Origin of the sequence: Pseudomonas sp. SWRI154, from assembly GCF_014268645.1 — a bacterium.
GTDB lineage: Bacteria > Pseudomonadota > Gammaproteobacteria > Pseudomonadales > Pseudomonadaceae > Aquipseudomonas > Aquipseudomonas marvdashtae.
Window position 1 is genome coordinate 17289 of sequence record NZ_JABWQW010000041.1, and the last position, 17345, is coordinate 34633.

General features: G+C 55.1%; 30 protein-coding genes. All 30 read left to right on the forward strand.

Annotation, left to right across the window (positions count from 1 at the left end; all coding sequences use genetic code 11):
• Window positions 1-16 precede the first annotated feature (16 nt).
• The 30 genes from fusA (at window position 17) to rplQ (ending at window position 17208) form a co-directional block, all read left to right on the forward strand.
• On the forward strand, window positions 17-2122 hold the full coding sequence (gene fusA, locus HU806_RS24900; protein WP_186615423.1) for an elongation factor G: 2106 nt from the start codon (window positions 17-19) through the stop codon (window positions 2120-2122).
• Window positions 2123-2152: 30 nt separating this feature from the next.
• Window positions 2153-3346 carry an elongation factor Tu gene (tuf, locus tag HU806_RS24905; protein ID WP_003186071.1) on the forward strand — a complete coding sequence of 398 codons (1194 nt, stop codon included), beginning with the start codon at window positions 2153-2155 and terminating at the stop codon, window positions 3344-3346.
• Between the two features lie 156 nt (window positions 3347-3502).
• A complete protein-coding gene (gene rpsJ, locus HU806_RS24910) occupies window positions 3503-3814 on the forward strand; it encodes a 30S ribosomal protein S10 (protein WP_003186070.1) in 312 nt (103 codons plus the stop codon).
• An 80-nt stretch (window positions 3815-3894) separates the two neighbouring features.
• Window positions 3895-4530 carry a 50S ribosomal protein L3 gene (gene rplC / locus HU806_RS24915; protein WP_003186059.1) on the forward strand — a complete coding sequence of 212 codons (636 nt, stop codon included), beginning with the start codon at window positions 3895-3897 and terminating at the stop codon, window positions 4528-4530.
• 12 nt (window positions 4531-4542) lie between these two features.
• Window positions 4543-5145 (forward strand): 50S ribosomal protein L4, encoded by a 603-nt coding sequence (rplD, locus tag HU806_RS24920; RefSeq protein WP_186615425.1) that lies wholly within the window; start codon window positions 4543-4545, stop codon window positions 5143-5145.
• Window positions 5142-5441, forward strand: a complete 300-nt coding sequence (gene rplW, locus HU806_RS24925; RefSeq protein WP_002555488.1) for a 50S ribosomal protein L23 — start codon at window positions 5142-5144, stop codon at window positions 5439-5441. The genes rplD and rplW overlap by 4 nt, the downstream gene beginning before the upstream one ends.
• 14 nt (window positions 5442-5455) lie before the next feature.
• Window positions 5456-6280, forward strand: coding sequence for a 50S ribosomal protein L2 (rplB, locus tag HU806_RS24930; protein WP_003186055.1), 825 nt, complete (start codon window positions 5456-5458; stop codon window positions 6278-6280).
• 16 nt (window positions 6281-6296) lie between these two features.
• Window positions 6297-6572, forward strand: coding sequence for a 30S ribosomal protein S19 (gene rpsS / locus HU806_RS24935; RefSeq protein ID WP_002555486.1), 276 nt, complete (start codon window positions 6297-6299; stop codon window positions 6570-6572).
• Between the two features lie 11 nt (window positions 6573-6583).
• The gene (rplV, locus tag HU806_RS24940) at window positions 6584-6916 is read left to right on the forward strand and encodes a 50S ribosomal protein L22 (RefSeq protein WP_003103908.1); all 333 of its coding nucleotides are present in this window, start codon (window positions 6584-6586) and stop codon (window positions 6914-6916) included.
• Window positions 6917-6929: 13 nt separating this feature from the next.
• A complete protein-coding gene (gene rpsC, locus HU806_RS24945) occupies window positions 6930-7616 on the forward strand; it encodes a 30S ribosomal protein S3 (protein WP_003176422.1) in 687 nt (228 codons plus the stop codon).
• A 12-nt stretch (window positions 7617-7628) separates the two neighbouring features.
• Entirely contained in the window at window positions 7629-8042 is a 414-nt protein-coding gene (gene rplP, locus HU806_RS24950; protein ID WP_003186052.1) for a 50S ribosomal protein L16, read from the forward strand.
• Window positions 8042-8233, forward strand: coding sequence for a 50S ribosomal protein L29 (gene rpmC / locus HU806_RS24955; RefSeq protein ID WP_002555481.1), 192 nt, complete (start codon window positions 8042-8044; stop codon window positions 8231-8233). Before rplP ends, rpmC begins: the two co-directional genes overlap by 1 nt.
• Before the next feature lie 2 nt (window positions 8234-8235).
• A complete protein-coding gene (gene rpsQ / locus HU806_RS24960) occupies window positions 8236-8502 on the forward strand; it encodes a 30S ribosomal protein S17 (protein ID WP_003194644.1) in 267 nt (88 codons plus the stop codon).
• Between the two features lie 23 nt (window positions 8503-8525).
• Complete coding sequence (gene rplN / locus HU806_RS24965) at window positions 8526-8894, forward strand: 50S ribosomal protein L14 (protein ID WP_002555479.1); 369 nt, start codon at window positions 8526-8528, stop codon at window positions 8892-8894.
• Window positions 8895-8905: 11 nt separating this feature from the next.
• Window positions 8906-9220, forward strand: a complete 315-nt coding sequence (gene rplX / locus HU806_RS24970) for a 50S ribosomal protein L24 (RefSeq protein ID WP_003186046.1) — start codon at window positions 8906-8908, stop codon at window positions 9218-9220.
• 20 nt (window positions 9221-9240) lie between these two features.
• Window positions 9241-9780 (forward strand): 50S ribosomal protein L5, encoded by a 540-nt coding sequence (gene rplE / locus HU806_RS24975; RefSeq protein WP_003186044.1) that lies wholly within the window; start codon window positions 9241-9243, stop codon window positions 9778-9780.
• Window positions 9781-9793: 13 nt separating this feature from the next.
• A complete protein-coding gene (rpsN, locus tag HU806_RS24980; protein ID WP_003186042.1) occupies window positions 9794-10099 on the forward strand; it encodes a 30S ribosomal protein S14 in 306 nt (101 codons plus the stop codon).
• Between the two features lie 210 nt (window positions 10100-10309).
• On the forward strand, window positions 10310-10702 hold the full coding sequence (gene rpsH, locus HU806_RS24985; RefSeq protein ID WP_003186040.1) for a 30S ribosomal protein S8: 393 nt from the start codon (window positions 10310-10312) through the stop codon (window positions 10700-10702).
• A 12-nt stretch (window positions 10703-10714) separates the two neighbouring features.
• Window positions 10715-11248, forward strand: coding sequence for a 50S ribosomal protein L6 (gene rplF / locus HU806_RS24990; RefSeq protein ID WP_003186039.1), 534 nt, complete (start codon window positions 10715-10717; stop codon window positions 11246-11248).
• A 10-nt stretch (window positions 11249-11258) separates the two neighbouring features.
• Window positions 11259-11609, forward strand: coding sequence for a 50S ribosomal protein L18 (gene rplR, locus HU806_RS24995; RefSeq protein ID WP_003186037.1), 351 nt, complete (start codon window positions 11259-11261; stop codon window positions 11607-11609).
• 3 nt (window positions 11610-11612) lie between these two features.
• Window positions 11613-12113 carry a 30S ribosomal protein S5 gene (rpsE, locus tag HU806_RS25000; protein ID WP_003186035.1) on the forward strand — a complete coding sequence of 167 codons (501 nt, stop codon included), beginning with the start codon at window positions 11613-11615 and terminating at the stop codon, window positions 12111-12113.
• A gap of 2 nt (window positions 12114-12115) precedes the next feature.
• A complete protein-coding gene (rpmD, locus tag HU806_RS25005; protein ID WP_010438202.1) occupies window positions 12116-12292 on the forward strand; it encodes a 50S ribosomal protein L30 in 177 nt (58 codons plus the stop codon).
• A gap of 3 nt (window positions 12293-12295) precedes the next feature.
• Entirely contained in the window at window positions 12296-12733 is a 438-nt protein-coding gene (gene rplO / locus HU806_RS25010) for a 50S ribosomal protein L15 (RefSeq protein WP_003186032.1), read from the forward strand.
• Window positions 12734-14062: a preprotein translocase subunit SecY gene (gene secY, locus HU806_RS25015; protein WP_018612224.1), complete on the forward strand. Its 1329-nt coding sequence runs from the start codon at window positions 12734-12736 to the stop codon at window positions 14060-14062.
• 30 nt (window positions 14063-14092) lie between these two features.
• Window positions 14093-14209: a 50S ribosomal protein L36 gene (gene rpmJ / locus HU806_RS25020; RefSeq protein ID WP_002555468.1), complete on the forward strand. Its 117-nt coding sequence runs from the start codon at window positions 14093-14095 to the stop codon at window positions 14207-14209.
• Window positions 14210-14339: 130 nt separating this feature from the next.
• On the forward strand, window positions 14340-14696 hold the full coding sequence (rpsM, locus tag HU806_RS25025; RefSeq protein WP_009045849.1) for a 30S ribosomal protein S13: 357 nt from the start codon (window positions 14340-14342) through the stop codon (window positions 14694-14696).
• A 30-nt stretch (window positions 14697-14726) separates the two neighbouring features.
• Complete coding sequence (rpsK, locus tag HU806_RS25030) at window positions 14727-15116, forward strand: 30S ribosomal protein S11 (protein WP_002555466.1); 390 nt, start codon at window positions 14727-14729, stop codon at window positions 15114-15116.
• Between the two features lie 18 nt (window positions 15117-15134).
• A complete protein-coding gene (gene rpsD, locus HU806_RS25035) occupies window positions 15135-15755 on the forward strand; it encodes a 30S ribosomal protein S4 (RefSeq protein WP_003176404.1) in 621 nt (206 codons plus the stop codon).
• 22 nt (window positions 15756-15777) lie between these two features.
• Window positions 15778-16779, forward strand: a complete 1002-nt coding sequence (locus HU806_RS25040) for a DNA-directed RNA polymerase subunit alpha (RefSeq protein ID WP_003186012.1) — start codon at window positions 15778-15780, stop codon at window positions 16777-16779.
• Between the two features lie 42 nt (window positions 16780-16821).
• On the forward strand, window positions 16822-17208 hold the full coding sequence (gene rplQ / locus HU806_RS25045) for a 50S ribosomal protein L17 (protein WP_003176402.1): 387 nt from the start codon (window positions 16822-16824) through the stop codon (window positions 17206-17208).
• Window positions 17209-17345: the final 137 nt, after the last annotated feature.

Consider the following 17345-nt stretch of genomic DNA (forward strand, 5'->3'; position numbering starts at 1 on the left):
AATTTGCGAGGGCTTTATGGCTCGTACTACACCGATTAACCGCTACCGTAACATCGGTATCGTTGCTCACGTGGATGCTGGTAAGACCACCACCACCGAGCGCGTCCTTTTTTACACCGGCAAAAGTCACAAAATGGGCGAGGTGCATGATGGCGCCGCGACCACAGACTGGATGGTGCAGGAGCAGGAGCGTGGTATTACCATTACTTCTGCTGCTATCACTGCCTTCTGGAAAGGTTCCGAGAAGCAGTACCCGCACGAGCACCGCTTCAACGTCATCGATACCCCAGGCCACGTAGACTTCACCATTGAAGTTGAGCGTTCCCTGCGTGTGCTCGACGGCGCCGTCGTTGTGTTCTGTGGTACTTCGGGTGTTGAGCCTCAGTCGGAAACCGTATGGCGTCAGGCCAACAAATACGGTGTTCCACGTCTTGTTTACGTAAACAAGATGGACCGTGCTGGTGCCAACTTCCTGCGCGTGATCGCTCAGATCAAGCAGCGTCTGGGTCACACCCCGGTGCCGATCCAGTTGGCTATCGGTTCCGAAGACAACTTCCAGGGTCAGATTGATCTGATCAACATGCAGGCTGTCTACTGGAACGATTCCGACAAGGGCATGGTTCCTGTTCGCAAGGACATTCCTGCCGAGTTGCTGGAAGAAGCCGAGAAGTGGCGTGGCAACATGGTTGAGGCTGCGGCCGAAGCCAATGAAGAGCTGATGAACAAGTACCTCGAGGGCGAAGAGCTCACCAACGAGGAAATCAAGGCCGCTCTGCGTCAGCGTACTATCGCTGGTGAGATCGTTCTGGCTGTTTGCGGTTCTTCCTTCAAGAACAAGGGCGTTCCCCTGGTTCTCGACGCCGTTATCGACTTCCTGCCTGCTCCAACCGACATTCCTGCTATCAAGGGTTCCAACCCGGATAACGAGGAAGAGGAAATGGAGCGTCACGCAAGTGACGACGAGCCGTTTGCGGCTTTGGCATTCAAGATCGCTACCGACCCATTCGTGGGTACCTTGACCTTCGTTCGGGTTTACTCGGGCGTGTTGGCCTCCGGCGACGGCGTGATCAACTCGGTTAAAGGCAAGAAAGAGCGTGTGGGTCGTATGGTGCAGATGCACGCAAACGCCCGTGAAGAAATCAAGGAAGTACGCGCTGGCGACATCGCGGCCTTGATCGGCATGAAGGACGTCACCACTGGTGAGACTTTGTGCAACGCTGACAAGCCAATCATCCTGGTTCGCATGGACTTCCCGGAGCCGGTTATTTCGGTTGCCGTTGAGCCTAAGACCAAGGACGACCAGGAAAAAATGGGTATCGCTCTGGGCAAGCTTGCTCAGGAAGACCCCTCTTTCCGCGTCAAGACTGATGAAGAGACTGGTCAAACGATCATCTCCGGCATGGGCGAGCTGCACCTGGACATCCTGGTTGACCGGATGCGCCGTGAGTTCAACGTCGAGGCCAACATCGGTAAGCCTCAGGTTTCCTATCGTGAGCGCATCACGAAGAGCTGCGAAATCGAAGGCAAGTTCGTTCGCCAATCCGGCGGTCGTGGCCAGTTTGGCCACTGCTGGATCCGTTTTGCGCCGGCTGACGAAGGTCAGGAAGGTCTGCAATTCTTGAACGAAGTCGTAGGTGGTGTGGTTCCTAAGGAATACATCCCAGCGATCCAGAAGGGTATCGAAGAGCAGATGAAGAACGGCGTTGTTGCCGGCTATCCGCTGATCGGCCTGAAGGCGACCGTGTTCGATGGTTCTTACCACGACGTCGACTCCAACGAGATGGCGTTCAAGGTGGCTGCTTCCATGGCGACCAAGCAACTGGCCCAGAAGGGTGGTGGTGAGTTGCTCGAGCCGATCATGGCGGTAGAAGTCGTTACGCCTGAAGACTACATGGGTGATGTCATGGGCGACCTTAACCGTCGTCGTGGCATGATTCTGGGTATGGAAGATACGGTTTCCGGCAAAGTGATTCGTGCCGAGGTTCCGTTGGGTGAAATGTTCGGTTATGCAACCGACGTTCGTTCCATGTCTCAGGGTCGCGCAAGCTACTCTATGGAATTCAAAAAATACAATACAGCTCCGTCGCATATCGTCGAAACTGTTACCAAAAAACAAGGCTGATTCAGTCCTTTAGGCAAGGAGTTAATTGTCGTGGCTAAAGAAAAATTTGATCGTTCCCTACCGCACGTCAACGTTGGCACCATTGGTCACGTTGACCACGGTAAAACCACTCTGACTGCTGCTCTGACTCGCGTCTGCTCCGAAGTTTTCGGTTCGGCCGTTGTTGCTTTCGACAAAATCGACAGCGCTCCGGAAGAGAAGGCTCGTGGTATCACCATCAACACCGCGCACGTTGAGTACAACTCTTCGATTCGTCACTACGCTCACGTCGACTGCCCAGGTCACGCTGACTATGTGAAGAACATGATCACCGGTGCTGCCCAGATGGACGGCGCGATCCTGGTTTGCTCGGCCGCTGATGGTCCGATGCCACAAACCCGTGAGCACATCCTGCTGTCCCGTCAGGTAGGCGTTCCGTACATCGTTGTCTTCCTGAACAAGGCTGACATGGTTGACGACGCTGAGCTGCTGGAACTGGTTGAGATGGAAGTGCGCGATCTGCTGAGCACTTACGACTTCCCGGGTGATGACACTCCAATCATCATCGGTTCGGCTCTGATGGCTCTGAACGGCCAAGACGACAACGAAATGGGTACCACCGCTGTCAAGCGCCTGGTAGAAACTCTGGACAGCTACATCCCAGAGCCAGTTCGTGTGATCGACAAGCCGTTCCTGATGCCAATCGAAGACGTATTCTCGATCTCCGGTCGCGGTACTGTTGTGACTGGCCGTATCGAGCGCGGTATTGTCAAGGTTCAGGATCCACTGGAAATCGTTGGTCTGCGTGACACCACTGTCACCACCTGCACCGGTGTTGAAATGTTCCGCAAGCTGCTCGACGAAGGTCGTGCTGGCGAGAACTGCGGCGTTCTGCTGCGTGGTACCAAGCGTGACGACGTTGAGCGTGGCCAGGTTCTGGTTAAGCCAGGTTCGGTCAAGCCGCACACCAAGTTCGAAGCTGAAGTGTACGTTCTGAGCAAAGAAGAAGGCGGTCGTCACACTCCGTTCTTCAAAGGCTACCGTCCACAGTTCTACTTCCGGACCACCGACGTGACCGGTAACTGCGAACTGCCGGAAGGCGTTGAAATGGTAATGCCAGGCGACAACATCAAAATGGTTGTCACCCTGATCAAGACCATCGCAATGGAAGACGGTCTGCGTTTCGCTATCCGTGAAGGCGGTCGTACCGTCGGCGCCGGCGTCGTAGCCAAAATCATCGAGTAAGCTCTTTTTGAGTTAGCTCTGATGGATTGAAAGAGCCCCCGCCCAGCGGGGGCTTTTTTATTGGGTTGACACCTATCAGGGGCGTCTATAGAATTGCGCCTCCTTTTAACGGGCGTATTGCGCCCGGTGGGAATAGCAGCCGGAGTCTGAAATCCAATGCAAAATCAGCAAATCCGTATCAGGTTGAAGGCTTTCGACCATCGCCTGATCGACCAATCCACCCAGGAAATCGTGGAAACCGCGAAACGTACTGGTGCTCAAGTGCGTGGTCCAATTCCACTGCCTACCCGTAAAGAGCGGTTCACCGTTCTGGTCTCCCCGCACGTCAACAAAGACGCGCGTGACCAGTACGAGATCCGTACTCATAAGCGCGTTCTGGACATCGTCCAGCCAACGGATAAAACCGTTGATGCTCTTATGAAGCTCGATCTTGCGGCCGGTGTGGAAGTGCAGATCAGCCTCGGCTAAGACTCGGTCTTAGTCGTGTAACGCTCTGAAATGGGCGGCCATAGCGGGTGAAAGCCCCGTACACTCATGAGGTTTACAACATGACTATTGGTGTAGTCGGTCGTAAATGCGGTATGACCCGTATTTTCACCGAAGAAGGTGTCTCCATTCCGGTCACGGTCATTGAGATCGAGCCGAATCGCGTCACCCAGTTCAAAACTGAAGAGACCGATGGCTATCGTGCAGTGCAAGTCACTGTCGGCGAGCGTCGTGCTTCGCGTGTAACAGCTGCTCAAGCTGGCCACTTCGCCAAGGCGAACGTTGCCGCTGGTCGTACCGTAATGGAATTCCGCCTTGAAGAAGGCGAGTACCAGGCCGGCGATCTGATCAACGCTGAAATCTTCGCCGCTGGTCAACTGGTTGATGTTACCGGTCAGTCCAAAGGTAAAGGCTTCCAGGGTACGATCAAGCGTTGGAACTTCCGCGGGCAAGATAATACCCACGGTAACTCCGTGTCCCACCGCGTTCCAGGCTCTATCGGCCAGTGCCAGACTCCTGGTCGTGTATTCAAGGGCAAAAAAATGTCCGGTCATATGGGCGCTGAGCGCGTGACCGTGCAGTCCCTCGAAGTAGTGCGCGTGGACGCTGAACGCAATCTGTTGTTGGTCAAGGGCGCTGTTCCTGGCGCTACTGGCGGCAACTTGGTTGTACGTCCAGCAGCCAAGGCTCGCGGTTAAGGGGAAGCTGACATGCAATTAAATGTAAATGACGCTCAAGCGATCGAAGTTTCCGAACTGACATTTGGCGGCGAATTCAACGAGACGCTGGTTCACCAAGCAGTCGTGGCCTACATGGCCGGCGGCCGTCAAGGTAGCAAGCAGCAAAAGACCCGTTCCGACGTTCGTGGTGGTGGTAAGCGCCCATGGCGTCAGAAAGGTACTGGCCGTGCTCGTGCCGGTACTATCCGTAGCCCTATCTGGCGTGGCGGCGGTACCACTTTCGCAGCTCGTCCTCAGGATCACACCCAGAAGCTGAACAAGAAGATGTATCGCGCAGCAATGCGTTCCATCCTTGCTGAGCTGGTGCGTACTGATCGTCTGGTCGTGGTTCAGGACTTCGCTGTTGAAGCACCGAAAACCAAAGATCTGCTGAACAAGCTGAATGGCATGGGCCTGACTGACGTCCTGATCGTGTCTGACGCTGTTGATCAGAACCTGTACCTGGCTGCTCGCAACCTGCCGCACGTCGATGTTCGTGACGTTCAAGGTTCCGATCCGGTCAGTCTGATCGCATACGACAAGGTGTTGATCACCGTGTCGGCCGTGAAGAAATTCGAGGAGCTGCTGGGATGAACCAGGAACGCGTATTTAAAGTTCTGCTTGGCCCGCACGTTTCCGAGAAGGCTACGGTTCTGGCAGACAAGAAAGGCCAGTTCGTTTTCAAGGTTGCGACCGACGCAACCAAGCTGGAAATCAAGAAGGCCGTCGAAAGCCTGTTCAGCGTGAAAGTAGAGCGCGTTACTACCCTGAATGTTCTGGGTAAGAGCAAGCGCACTGCTCGCGGTCTGGGCAAGCGTAATGACTGGAAGAAGGCAGTTATCTCCCTTCAGCCAGGCCAAGATCTCGATTTCAGCAGCAGTGCTGAGTAAGGAAGGGGTGCATCATGGCAATCGTTAAATGCAAACCGACTTCCCCTGGCCGCCGTTTTGTGGTCAAGGTGGTCAACCAGGAGCTGCATAAAGGCGCTCCTCACGCACCGCTGCTCGAGAAAAAATCGAAGTCTGGTGGTCGTAACAACAATGGCCGTATTACCACTCGTCACATCGGTGGTGGTCATAAGCAGCATTATCGTCTGGTCGACTTCCGTCGCAACGACAAGGATGGCATCGCTGCCACCGTCGAGCGTATCGAATACGATCCAAACCGTACTGCTCACATCGCTCTGCTGCTTTACGCAGATGGCGAGCGTCGCTACATCATCGCCCCTAAAGGCGTGAGCGCTGGCGACCAGCTGATCGCAGGTGCCCTGGCGCCGATCAAGCCGGGCAACGCTCTGCAACTGCGTAACATTCCAGTTGGTAGCACCGTACACGGCATCGAATTGAAGCCAGGTAAAGGCGCACAGATCGCTCGTTCCGCTGGTGCTTCGGCTCAGCTGATCGCTCGTGAAGGTGTCTACGTGACCCTGCGTCTGCGTTCTGGTGAGATGCGTAAAGTACTGGCTGAATGCCGTGCGACCCTGGGCGAAGTCTCGAACTCCGAGCACAGCCTGCGTTCGTTGGGTAAAGCTGGTGCCAAGCGCTGGCGTGGCGTTCGCCCAACCGTTCGTGGTGTTGCCATGAACCCGGTTGACCACCCACATGGTGGTGGTGAAGGTCGTACCTCTGGTGGTCGTCATCCGGTATCGCCATGGGGCTTCCCGACTAAGGGCGCGAAGACTCGTGGTAATAAGCGTACCGACAAAATGATCGTCCGTCGTCGCAAGTAAATAGAGGGATACGACAGTGCCACGTTCTCTGAAAAAAGGTCCTTTTATTGATCTTCACCTACTGAAGAAGATCGAAGTGGCGGCGGAAAAGAACGATCGCAAACCAGTTAAGACCTGGTCGCGTCGTTCGATGATCCTGCCACAAATGGTCGGTCTGACCATCGCAGTACACAACGGTCGCCAGCACGTCCCAGTTCTCGTGAACGAAGACATGGTCGGCCACAAACTGGGCGAGTTCGCCGGTACCCGCACATATCGTGGGCACGTGGCTGACAAGAAAGCCAAGCGTTAAGGGGTTAGGAAATGGAAGTAGCCGCTAAGTTGTCGGGCGCTCGAATCTCCGCCCAGAAAGCCCGCTTGGTCGCCGACCAGATCCGCGGGAAGAAGGTGGGCGAAGCGCTCAACCTGTTGGCTTTCAGCAGTAAGAAAGCCGCCGAGATCATGAAGAAAGTGCTGGAGTCGGCCGTAGCCAACGCCGAGCATAACGAAGGCGCAGACGTTGATGACCTGAAGGTCAGCACCGTTTTCGTCAACGAAGGGCGTTCGCTGAAGCGCATCATGCCACGTGCCAAAGGCCGTGCTGATCGCATCGTCAAGCGGTCTTGCCATATCACTGTCAAGGTTGCTGACAAGTAACGGAGTCGAAGAGATGGGTCAGAAAGTACATCCCATTGGCATTCGCCTGGGAATCGTCAAGGAGCACACCTCCGTCTGGTACGCAGACGGTCGGACTTATGCGGACTACTTGTTCGCTGATCTGAAGGTGCGTGAGTATCTCCAAGACAAACTAAAAAGCGCGTCCGTAAGCCGTATCGATATCCATCGTCCGGCTCAAACTGCACGTATCACCATCCACACCGCTCGTCCAGGTATCGTTATCGGGAAGAAAGGTGAAGATGTTGAGAAACTGCGTCAGGACCTGACCAAGCAAATGGGTGTGCCTGTGCACATCAATATCGAAGAGATCCGCAAGCCGGAGCTCGACGGTATGCTGGTTGCGCAGAGCGTAGCTCAGCAGCTGGAGCGTCGCGTAATGTTCCGTCGCGCTATGAAGCGCGCTGTACAGAACGCAATGCGCATTGGTGCCAAAGGCATCAAAATCCAAGTGAGCGGTCGTCTCGGCGGTGCTGAAATCGCACGTACTGAATGGTATCGCGAAGGTCGTGTGCCACTGCACACCCTGCGTGCCGACATCGACTATGCCAACTACGAAGCTCACACCACCTACGGTGTGATCGGTGTAAAGGTTTGGATCTTCAAAGGCGAAGTAATTGGTGGTCGCCAAGAAGAACTGAAGCCACAAGCACCAGCGCCTCGTAAAAAAGCTGCTAAGTAAGGGGTACGCCAAATGTTGCAACCAAAGCGTACGAAGTTCCGCAAGCAGATGACCGGTCACAACCGTGGCCTGGCATTGCGCGGTAGCAAAGTCAGCTTCGGCGAGTTCGCGCTGAAGTCTGTCGCTCGTGGTCGTCTCACCGCTCGTCAGATCGAGTCAGCGCGTCGTGCTCTGACCCGTCACGTAAAACGTGGCGGCAAGATCTGGATCCGTGTATTCCCGGACAAGCCTGTCACCAAGAAGCCACTCGAAGTTCGGATGGGTAAAGGTAAGGGTAACGTGGAGTACTGGGTTGCCCAGATTCAGCCAGGTAAAGTCCTGTATGAAATCGAGGGTGTTTCTGAAGAGCTGGCGCGTGAGGCTTTCGCCCTGGCTGCTGCAAAGCTGCCGCTCGCCACCTCCTTTGTTAAACGGACGGTGATGTGATGAAAGCGAATGAACTTCGTGAAAAATCAGCACAGCAGCTGAACGAGCAACTGCTCGGCCTGCTGCGCGACCAGTTCAATCTGCGTATGCAGAAGGCAACTGGCCAGTTGGGGCAGTCTCATCTGCTCTCGCAAGTTAAGCGTGACATCGCTCGCGTGAAAACTGTGCTCAACCAGCAGGCAGGTAAGTAATCATGGCTGAAGCCGAAAAAACTGTCCGTACGCTGACTGGCCGTGTTGTCAGCGACAAGATGGACAAAACCATCACCGTTCTGATCGAGCGTCGCGTTAAGCACCCGATCTACGGTAAATACGTTAAGCGTTCGACTAAGCTGCACGCGCACGACGAAACCAATCAGTGCCACATCGGCGACAAAGTCACTATTCGTGAAACTCGTCCGATGGCCAAGACCAAGTCTTGGGCGCTGGTTGATGTTCTCGAACGCGCTGTGGAAGTCTAAGGGCTAGGGGTCGGAGAAATTATATGATTCAGACTCAATCCATGCTCGATGTGGCCGATAACAGCGGCGCTCGCCGTGTTATGTGCATCAAGGTGCTGGGTGGCTCCCATCGTCGTTACGCTGGTATCGGTGACATCATCAAAGTTACCGTCAAGGAAGCAATTCCTCGCGGTAAAGTGAAGAAAGGTCAAGTGATGACTGCTGTTGTAGTCCGCACTCGCCATGGTGTTCGTCGTGCTGACGGCTCCATCATCCGCTTTGATGGCAACGCTGCTGTTCTGCTGAACAACAAGCAAGAGCCAATCGGCACCCGTATCTTTGGGCCAGTGACCCGTGAACTTCGTACTGAGAAGTTCATGAAGATCGTCTCGCTCGCCCCAGAAGTGCTGTAAGGAGATCCGACATGCAAAAGATTCGTCGTGACGACGAGATCATCGTGATCGCCGGCAAAGACAAGGGTAAGCGCGGTAAGGTGCTGAAGGTTCTTGCTGACAACCGTCTGGTTGTTGGTGGTCTGAACCTGGTCAAGCGTCATACCAAGCCTAACCCGATGTCGGGCGTACAGGGCGGTATCGTCGAGAAAGAAGCGCCACTGCACGCTTCCAACGTCGCCATTTTCAACGGCGAAACCAACAAGGCTGACCGCGTTGGTTTCAAAGTAGAAGACGGTAAGAAAATTCGTGTCTTCAAGTCGACCCAAAAAGCGGTTGATGCTTGAACACTGCTAGGTAGAAGACCATGGCACGACTAAAAGAGATTTACCGGAAGGAAATCGCACCGAAACTTAAGGAAGAACTTAAGCTTTCGAACGTGATGGAAGTTCCGCGCGTTACTAAAATCACCCTGAACATGGGTCTGGGCGAAGCGATCGGCGACAAAAAAGTCATCGAGCACGCTGTTGCCGACCTGGAAAAGATCACCGGTCAGAAAGTCGTTGTGACTTACGCTCGGAAATCCATCGCTGGCTTTAAAGTCCGTGAAGGTTGGCCGATCGGCGTCAAAGTGACCCTGCGCCGTGAGCGTATGTACGAGTTCCTGGATCGTCTGCTGTCGATCTCCCTGCCTCGGGTTCGCGACTTCCGCGGCCTGAATGCCAAGTCCTTCGATGGTCGTGGCAACTACAGCATGGGCGTAAAAGAGCAGATCATCTTCCCGGAAATCGATTACGACAAGATCGACGCTCTCCGCGGTCTGGACATTACCCTGACCACCACTGCTCGGACGGATGACGAAGGTCGCGCACTGCTGCGCGCTTTCAAATTCCCGTTCCGCAACTGATTGGAGTAGGAAAATGGCCAAGAAGAGCATGAAGAACCGTGAGCTGAAGCGTCAGCTCACCGTTGCCAAGTACGCCACCAAGCGTGCAGCGCTGAAAGCGATCATCGTGGATCTGAACGCAAGTCCAGAGGCACGTTGGGAAGCTACCGTAGCACTGCAGAAACAGCCACGTGACGCCAGCGCTTCGCGCATGCGTAACCGCTGCCGCCTGACTGGTCGTCCGCACGGCGTGTACCGCAAGTTCGGCCTCGGCCGTAACATGCTGCGTCAAGCTGCAATGCGTGGTGACGTTCCAGGTCTGGTTAAGGCCAGCTGGTAAGCACTGTCAAAGTCGCGGCGTTCGGGATCGCAAGATCCTGACCGTCGGTGACCTTGAACATGAATCAAGCCCCTTTTGGGGCTTGATTCATTTGTGGGGTGTGTCTAGAATACCCGGCTCGCCTGAGCCCGTGTTTTTATTGCACGGATGCGCTCGGCGACACGTACTAGCCGAAAGGCTAATTTTTTGTGTATTAGGAGCGTCTAGCCCATGAGTATGCAGGACCCGTTAGCGGACATGCTAACTCGTATCCGTAATGCCCAGATGGCTGAAAAGTCCGTCGTAAGCATGCCATCTTCTACGTTGAAGGTAGCTGTTGCCAAAGTCCTGAAGGACGAAGGTTACATTGCGGGTTATCAGATCAGCAGCGAAATCAAGCCTCTGCTGTCCATCGAGCTGAAGTACTTCGAAGGCCGTCCGGTCATCGAGGAAGTGAAGCGCGTTAGCCGTCCTGGCCTGCGTCAGTACAAGTCCGTCGATGATCTGCCAAAAGTTCGTGGCGGTCTCGGTGTGTCTATCGTCTCCACCAACAAAGGTGTGATGACGGATCGTGCTGCGCGCGCTGCCGGTGTCGGCGGCGAAGTTCTTTGCACTGTGTTCTAAGGGGGGATAAGCATGTCACGCGTCGCTAAGAACCCCGTTAAGCTGCCAGCCGGTGTCGAAGTCAAATTCGCAGGCCAACAGCTTTCGGTGAAGGGTGCCAAGGGCACTCTGCAACTGAACATCCATTCGTCCGTTGAGATCGTTGAAGAAGCTGGTGAGCTGCGTTTCGCTGCTCGCAATGGCGATCAACAGACTCGCGCAATGGCTGGTACCACTCGTGCGTTGGTAAACAACATGGTCCAAGGCGTAAGCCAAGGCTTCGAGCGTAAGCTCCAGCTGGTCGGTGTTGGTTACAAAGCGCAAGCAAAAGGCACAGTGCTGAACCTGGCTCTTGGCTTCTCGCACCCAGTGGATTATGAACTGCCGGAAGGCATCACCGCTGAGACTCCTAGCCAGACCGATATCCTGATCAAGGGCATCGACAAGCAGCTGGTAGGTCAAGTGGCCGCCGAGATCCGCGACTTCCGTCCACCAGAGCCGTACAAAGGCAAAGGTGTGCGCTACGCGGACGAAGTCGTCCGTCGTAAAGAAGCCAAGAAGAAGTAGGGCATAGCAAATGACCGACAAAAAAGTTACTCGACTGCGTCGCGCTCGCAAAGCACGCCTGAAAATGCACGAACTCGAAGTCGTGCGTCTCTGCGTGTTCCGCTCGTCGCAGCACATCTACGCCCAGGTCATTTCGGCCGACGGCAACAAAGTCCTGGCAAGTGCCTCGACTTTGGATAAAGAACTGCGTGATGGCGCCACTGGCAACATCGACGCGGCCACTAAGGTTGGCCAGCTGGTCGCTACGCGTGCTAAAGCCGCTGGCGTCTCGCAGGTGGCTTTCGACCGCTCTGGCTTCAAGTACCACGGCCGCGTCAAGGCGCTGGCTGATGCTGCTCGTGAAGCTGGGCTGGAGTTCTAAGTTATGTCAAATAACGACCAAAAGCGCGACGAAGGCTACATCGAGAAGCTGGTTCAAGTTAACCGCGTAGCCAAAACCGTTAAAGGCGGCCGTATCTTCACTTTCACCGCGTTGACCGTGGTTGGTGATGGTAAGGGCCGTGTTGGCTTCGGCCGTGGCAAGTCGCGTGAAGTGCCTGCTGCGATCCAGAAGGCAATGGAAGCTGCTCGCCGCAACATGATCCAGGTTGATCTGAACGGCACCACTCTGCAGTACGCAATGAAGTCTGCCCATGGCGCTTCGAAGGTGTACATGCAGCCTGCTTCTGAAGGTACCGGTATCATCGCTGGCGGCGCTATGCGTGCTGTCCTCGAAGTTGCTGGCGTTCAGAACGTTCTGGCCAAGTGCTACGGCTCGACTAACCCGGTAAACGTGGTTCACGCCACTTTCAAGGGTTTGAAAGCAATGCAGTCTCCTGAATCCATTGCCGCCAAGCGTGGCAAAAGCGTCAAGGAGATCTTCTGATCATGGCTACCGTAAAAGTTACGCTGATCAAAAGCATGACCGGCCGCATCCCTAACCACAGACTGTGTGTTAAGGGTTTGGGTCTGCGTCGCATCGGTCACACTGTAGAAGTCCTGGATACTCCCGAGAATCGCGGGATGATCAACAAGGCTTACTACATGCTGCGTGTCGAGGGTTAATCGATGAAACTCAATGATCTGAGTCCAGCGCCGGGTTCCCGTCGCGAAAAGCATCGTCCGGGCCGTGGTATCGGTAGTGGTTTGGGCAAGACCGGTGGCCGTGGCCACAAAGGTCAGACCTCCCGCTCCGGTGGCACCATCGCTCCAGGCTTTGAAGGCGGTCAACAGCCGCTGCATCGTCGCCTGCCGAAGTTCGGTTTCGTTTCCCTGAAAGCCATGGACCGCGCAGAAGTGCGTCTGTCCGAACTGGCCAAAGTGGACGGCGACATCGTCACCGTGCAGTCCCTGAAGGATGCCAACGTGATCAACCAGAACGTACAGCGTGTGAAAATCATGCTGTCGGGCGAAGTTGCTCGTGCTGTCACCATCGGAAAGGGAATCGGCGCCACCAAAGGTGCGCGTGCGGCTATCGAAGCAGCTGGCGGCAAGTTCGAGGAATAAATGGCTAAGCAAGGTGCTCTCTCTGCGCTCGGCAAAGGCGGTATGTCTGAACTCTGGGCTCGTCTGCGTTTTCTGTTCCTGGCGATTATCGTCTACCGAATAGGCGCACACATCCCGGTTCCAGGTATCAACCCGGACCGACTCGCGGACCTGTTTCGACAGAATGAGGGGACCATTCTTAGCTTGTTCAACATGTTTTCCGGCGGTGCGCTGGAGCGGATGAGCATCTTTGCACTGGGGATCATGCCGTACATTTCGGCATCGATCATCATGCAACTGATGTCCGCTGTCAGCCCGCAGCTGGAGCAGTTGAAGAAGGAAGGTGAAGCTGGCCGTCGCAAGATCAGCCAGTACACCCGCTACCTCACTGTCGTCCTCGCTCTCGTCCAGGCTGTTGGCATGTCCATCGGTCTGGCGGGGCAGGGCGTAGCGTTCACTGGTGACTTTGGCTTCCATTTCGTCGCGGTAACCACTTTTGTGGCGGGTGCGATGTTCATGATGTGGCTGGGTGAGCAGATTACTGAGCGTGGTGTTGGCAACGGTATCTCGATGTTGATCTTCGCAGGTATCGTCGCCGGTCTTCCGAGAGCGATTGGGCAGTCTTTCGAGTCTGCGCGTCAGGGTGATATCAACATCTTCGCCCTGGTTGCCATCGGTTTGCTGGCAGTAGCGATTATCGGTTTCGTGGTGTTCATTGAGCGTGGTCAGCGTCGCATTGCTGTTCACTACGCCAAGCGTCAGCAGGGCCGCAAGGTGTTTGCTGCGCAGACCAGCCACTTGCCGTTGAAGGTGAACATGGCCGGCGTAATCCCGGCCATTTTCGCGAGCAGCATCTTGCTGTTCCCGGCTTCGTTGGGTGCCTGGTTCGGCCAGTCTGAAGGTATGGGCTGGTTGCAGGACATCTCGCAGTCGATCGCTCCTGGTCAGCCGTTGAATATTCTGCTGTTTAGTGCAGGGATTATTTTCTTCTGCTTCTTCTATACGGCGTTGATGTTCAATCCGAAAGACGTAGCGGAAAACCTGAAGAAGTCCGGTGCCTTTATTCCGGGTATCCGTCCTGGTGAGCAGTCCGCACGCTACATTGATGGCGTTCTGACTCGTTTGACCTTGTTCGGTGCTCTTTACATGACGGCCGTCTGCTTGCTTCCCCAGTTCCTGGTGGTTGCGGCAAACGTTCCGTTCTACCTTGGCGGGACCTCGTTGCTGATCGTGGTCGTGGTTGTGATGGACTTCATGTCCCAAGTACAATCGCACCTCGTTTCGCACCAGTACGAATCCCTGATGAAGAAAGCCAACCTGAAGGGCTACGGCAGCGGCATGTTGCGCTGAGTAGCGTCCATAAGGTTCGAGGAGTTGGTGATGAAAGTTCGTGCATCGGTGAAAAAGCTGTGCCGTAACTGCAAGATTATTCGCCGCGAAGGTGTTGTTCGGGTAATTTGCAGCGCGGAACCGCGTCACAAACAGCGCCAAGGCTGAGTGTGATTGTGCTTTAAGCCCGGCAGCTAGTGCGCTGCCGGGTTGATTATTTGTTATTACAGCGATATTATCTCGCGCCCTATTTCTTGGCTTCCGGGGCGTAGGTAGCTGTCAATTGGAGTCCCACTGAATGGCCCGTATTGCAGGCGTCAACATTCCAGATAACAAGCATACTGTTATCTCGCTGACCTACATCTATGGTGTTGGTCGCACTACTGCACAGAAAATTTGTGCAGAGACTGGGGTCAACCCAGCCGCAAAGATCAAGGATCTGAGCGACGAGCAAATTGAACAGCTGCGTGGCGAAGTGGCGAAGTTCACCACTGAAGGTGACCTGCGTCGCGAAATCAACATGAAAATCAAGCGCTTGATGGACCTCGGTTGCTATCGCGGTCTGCGTCATCGTCGTGGTCTGCCAGTACGCGGTCAGCGTACCAAGACCAACGCGCGTACCCGTAAAGGTCCGCGTAAGCCGATCCGCAAGTAATCGCCCCAGCGAATCGACAGGAATTTAATCATGGCAAAACCTGCTGCTCGTCCTCGTAAAAAAGTTAAAAAGACAGTGGTTGATGGCATCGCCCACATCCATGCTTCTTTTAACAACACCATCGTGACCATTACCGACCGTCAAGGTAACGCTCTTTCCTGGGCTACCTCCGGTGGTTCGGGTTTCCGCGGTTCCCGCAAGTCCACCCCGTTCGCTGCTCAAGTAGCTGCCGAGCGTGCTGGTCAAGCTGCGCTGGAATACGGCCTGAAAAACCTCGACGTCAACGTCAAAGGTCCAGGTCCAGGTCGTGAATCCGCAGTCCGCGCTTTGAACGGCTGTGGCTACAAGATCGCCAGCATCACCGACGTGACGCCAATCCCGCACAACGGGTGCCGTCCGCCGAAGAAGCGCCGCGTGTAATCCAGGAGATTGTAAAGAATGGCTCGTTACATTGGTCCAAAATGCAAACTCGCTCGTCGCGAAGGCACCGATCTCTTCCTGAAGAGCGGCGTGCGCGCGATCGAATCGAAGTGCAACATCGAAGCAGCACCTGGTATCCACGGCCAGCGCCGCGGTCGCCAGTCCGATTACGGCACCCAACTGCGTGAAAAGCAGAAGGTCCGTCGTATCTACGGCGTTCTCGAGCGTCAGTTCAGCGGCTACTACAAAGAAGCTGCTGGCAAGAAAGGTGCAACCGGCGAAAACCTGTTGCAACTGCTCGAATGCCGTCTGGACAACGTTGTATACCGTATGGGTTTCGGTTCTACTCGTGCCGAATCTCGTCAGCTGGTATCGCACAAGTCGATCAGCGTTAACGGTCAGACCGTGAACGTTCCGTCCTACCAGGTTCGTGCTGGTGACGTGGTCGCTGTTCGCGAGAAGGCAAAAAACCAACTTCGCATTGTCCAAGCTCTCGATCTGTGTGCCCAACGTGGCCGCGTAGAATGGGTAGAAGTAGACACTGAGAAGAAGTCGGGCGTTTTCAAGAACGTTCCTGCTCGCAGTGATCTGTCCGCCGACATCAACGAAAGCCTGATTGTCGAGCTCTACTCCAAGTAAGGGCTAGAAAATAGGTGCATCCATGCAGATTTCGGTAAATGAGTTCCTGACACCCCGCCATATTGATGTGCAGGTTGTCAGTCCAACCCGCGCCAAGATCACACTCGAGCCTCTCGAGCGTGGTTTCGGCCACACCCTGGGCAACGCGCTGCGACGCATCCTGTTGTCCTCAATGCCTGGCTGTGCAGTAGTCGAGGCCGAGATTGACGGTGTGCTCCACGAGTACAGCGCCATCGAAGGTGTACAGGAAGACGTAATTGAAATCCTGTTGAACCTTAAAGGTCTGGCTATCAAGCTGCACGGTCGTGACGAAGTTACGCTGACCTTGTCGAAGAAGGGTTCGGGGGTGGTTACCGCTGCCGATATTCAGCTGGATCATGATGTCGAGATCGTTAACCCCGATCACGTAATCGCTAACCTGGCGTCTAACGGCGCCCTGAACATGAAGCTCACCGTAGCTCGTGGTCGTGGTTATGAACCGGCAGACTCGCGTCAGAGCGATGAAGACGAAAGCCGCAGCATCGGTCGCTTGCAGCTCGACTCTTCGTTCAGCCCGGTTCGCCGTATCGCATACGTGGTGGAAAACGCCCGTGTCGAACAGCGTACCAACCTGGACAAGCTGGTTATTGATCTGGAAACCAACGGTACCCTGGATCCTGAAGAGGCTATCCGCCGCGCTGCAACCATCCTGCAACAGCAGTTGGCTGCGTTCGTCGACCTCAAGGGTGACAGTGAGCCAGTGGTTGTCGAGCAGGAAGACGAGATCGATCCGATCCTGCTTCGCCCGGTTGACGATCTGGAACTGACTGTACGTTCGGCTAACTGCCTTAAGGCGGAAAACATCTACTACATCGGCGACCTGATTCAGCGTACCGAAGTAGAGCTGTTGAAGACTCCGAACCTTGGCAAGAAATCCTTGACTGAAATCAAGGACGTTCTGGCCTCCCGCGGTCTGTCCCTCGGCATGCGCCTCGACAACTGGCCGCCTGCAAGTCTTAAGAAGGACGACAAGGCGACTGCCTGATCGTCGTAATCACCGAACGTTGTGTTTGGTAAGGAATGAACCATGCGTCATCGTAAAAGTGGACGTCACCTGAGCCGCACCAGCTCGCACCGCAAGGCCATGTTCCAAAACATGGCGGTGTCGCTGTTCGAGCACGAGCTGATCAAAACTACACTGCCGAAAGCCAAAGAACTGCGTCGCGTTGCTGAGCCGCTGATCACTCTGGCCAAGACAGACAGCCTGGCTAACCGCCGCCTGGCTTTCGACCGTACTCGTTCGAAAGCTATCGTTGGTAAGCTCTTCAACGACCTGGGCAAGCGTTACGCTACCCGTGAGGGTGGCTACCTGCGCATCCTCAAGTGCGGTTTCCGCGCTGGCGACAACGCGCCTATGGCGTACGTCGAGTTGGTTGATCGTGCTACTGCCGGCGAAGCTGTAAGCGCCGAGTAAGACGACAGTCTGCAACGAAGAACCGGGCCTAGTGCCCGGTTTTTTGTGCGTGCGCCAGGCATGGCGCGTTGCGCGTAAGCGCAACCAGCTTGGCTGTGGTGGCCACGCTGGTGACTTGGAGGTGCAAGTCCTCTACA

Excerpts from the sequence above, each read along its gene's own strand:
- fusA (WP_186615423.1), top strand. The coding sequence starts at position 17 with ATGGCTCGTACTACACCGATTAACCGCTACCGTAACATCGGTATCGTT.
- rpsJ (WP_003186070.1), top strand. The coding sequence starts at position 3,503 with ATGCAAAATCAGCAAATCCGTATCAGGTTGAAGGCTTTCGACCATCGC.
- rplC (WP_003186059.1), top strand. The coding sequence starts at position 3,895 with ATGACTATTGGTGTAGTCGGTCGTAAATGCGGTATGACCCGTATTTTC.
- rplD (WP_186615425.1), top strand. The coding sequence starts at position 4,543 with ATGCAATTAAATGTAAATGACGCTCAAGCGATCGAAGTTTCCGAACTG.
- rplW (WP_002555488.1), top strand. The coding sequence starts at position 5,142 with ATGAACCAGGAACGCGTATTTAAAGTTCTGCTTGGCCCGCACGTTTCC.
- rplB (WP_003186055.1), top strand. The coding sequence starts at position 5,456 with ATGGCAATCGTTAAATGCAAACCGACTTCCCCTGGCCGCCGTTTTGTG.
- rplV (WP_003103908.1), top strand. The coding sequence starts at position 6,584 with ATGGAAGTAGCCGCTAAGTTGTCGGGCGCTCGAATCTCCGCCCAGAAA.
- rpsC (WP_003176422.1), top strand. The coding sequence starts at position 6,930 with ATGGGTCAGAAAGTACATCCCATTGGCATTCGCCTGGGAATCGTCAAG.
- rplP (WP_003186052.1), top strand. The coding sequence starts at position 7,629 with ATGTTGCAACCAAAGCGTACGAAGTTCCGCAAGCAGATGACCGGTCAC.
- rpmC (WP_002555481.1), top strand. The coding sequence starts at position 8,042 with ATGAAAGCGAATGAACTTCGTGAAAAATCAGCACAGCAGCTGAACGAG.
- rpsQ (WP_003194644.1), top strand. The coding sequence starts at position 8,236 with ATGGCTGAAGCCGAAAAAACTGTCCGTACGCTGACTGGCCGTGTTGTC.
- rplN (WP_002555479.1), top strand. The coding sequence starts at position 8,526 with ATGATTCAGACTCAATCCATGCTCGATGTGGCCGATAACAGCGGCGCT.
- rplX (WP_003186046.1), top strand. The coding sequence starts at position 8,906 with ATGCAAAAGATTCGTCGTGACGACGAGATCATCGTGATCGCCGGCAAA.
- rplE (WP_003186044.1), top strand. The coding sequence starts at position 9,241 with ATGGCACGACTAAAAGAGATTTACCGGAAGGAAATCGCACCGAAACTT.
- rpsN (WP_003186042.1), top strand. The coding sequence starts at position 9,794 with ATGGCCAAGAAGAGCATGAAGAACCGTGAGCTGAAGCGTCAGCTCACC.
- rpsH (WP_003186040.1), top strand. The coding sequence starts at position 10,310 with ATGAGTATGCAGGACCCGTTAGCGGACATGCTAACTCGTATCCGTAAT.
- rplF (WP_003186039.1), top strand. The coding sequence starts at position 10,715 with ATGTCACGCGTCGCTAAGAACCCCGTTAAGCTGCCAGCCGGTGTCGAA.
- rplR (WP_003186037.1), top strand. The coding sequence starts at position 11,259 with ATGACCGACAAAAAAGTTACTCGACTGCGTCGCGCTCGCAAAGCACGC.
- rpsE (WP_003186035.1), top strand. The coding sequence starts at position 11,613 with ATGTCAAATAACGACCAAAAGCGCGACGAAGGCTACATCGAGAAGCTG.
- rpmD (WP_010438202.1), top strand. The coding sequence starts at position 12,116 with ATGGCTACCGTAAAAGTTACGCTGATCAAAAGCATGACCGGCCGCATC.
- rplO (WP_003186032.1), top strand. The coding sequence starts at position 12,296 with ATGAAACTCAATGATCTGAGTCCAGCGCCGGGTTCCCGTCGCGAAAAG.
- secY (WP_018612224.1), top strand. The coding sequence starts at position 12,734 with ATGGCTAAGCAAGGTGCTCTCTCTGCGCTCGGCAAAGGCGGTATGTCT.
- rpmJ (WP_002555468.1), top strand. The coding sequence starts at position 14,093 with ATGAAAGTTCGTGCATCGGTGAAAAAGCTGTGCCGTAACTGCAAGATT.
- rpsM (WP_009045849.1), top strand. The coding sequence starts at position 14,340 with ATGGCCCGTATTGCAGGCGTCAACATTCCAGATAACAAGCATACTGTT.
- rpsK (WP_002555466.1), top strand. The coding sequence starts at position 14,727 with ATGGCAAAACCTGCTGCTCGTCCTCGTAAAAAAGTTAAAAAGACAGTG.
- rpsD (WP_003176404.1), top strand. The coding sequence starts at position 15,135 with ATGGCTCGTTACATTGGTCCAAAATGCAAACTCGCTCGTCGCGAAGGC.
- HU806_RS25040 (WP_003186012.1), top strand. The coding sequence starts at position 15,778 with ATGCAGATTTCGGTAAATGAGTTCCTGACACCCCGCCATATTGATGTG.
- rplQ (WP_003176402.1), top strand. The coding sequence starts at position 16,822 with ATGCGTCATCGTAAAAGTGGACGTCACCTGAGCCGCACCAGCTCGCAC.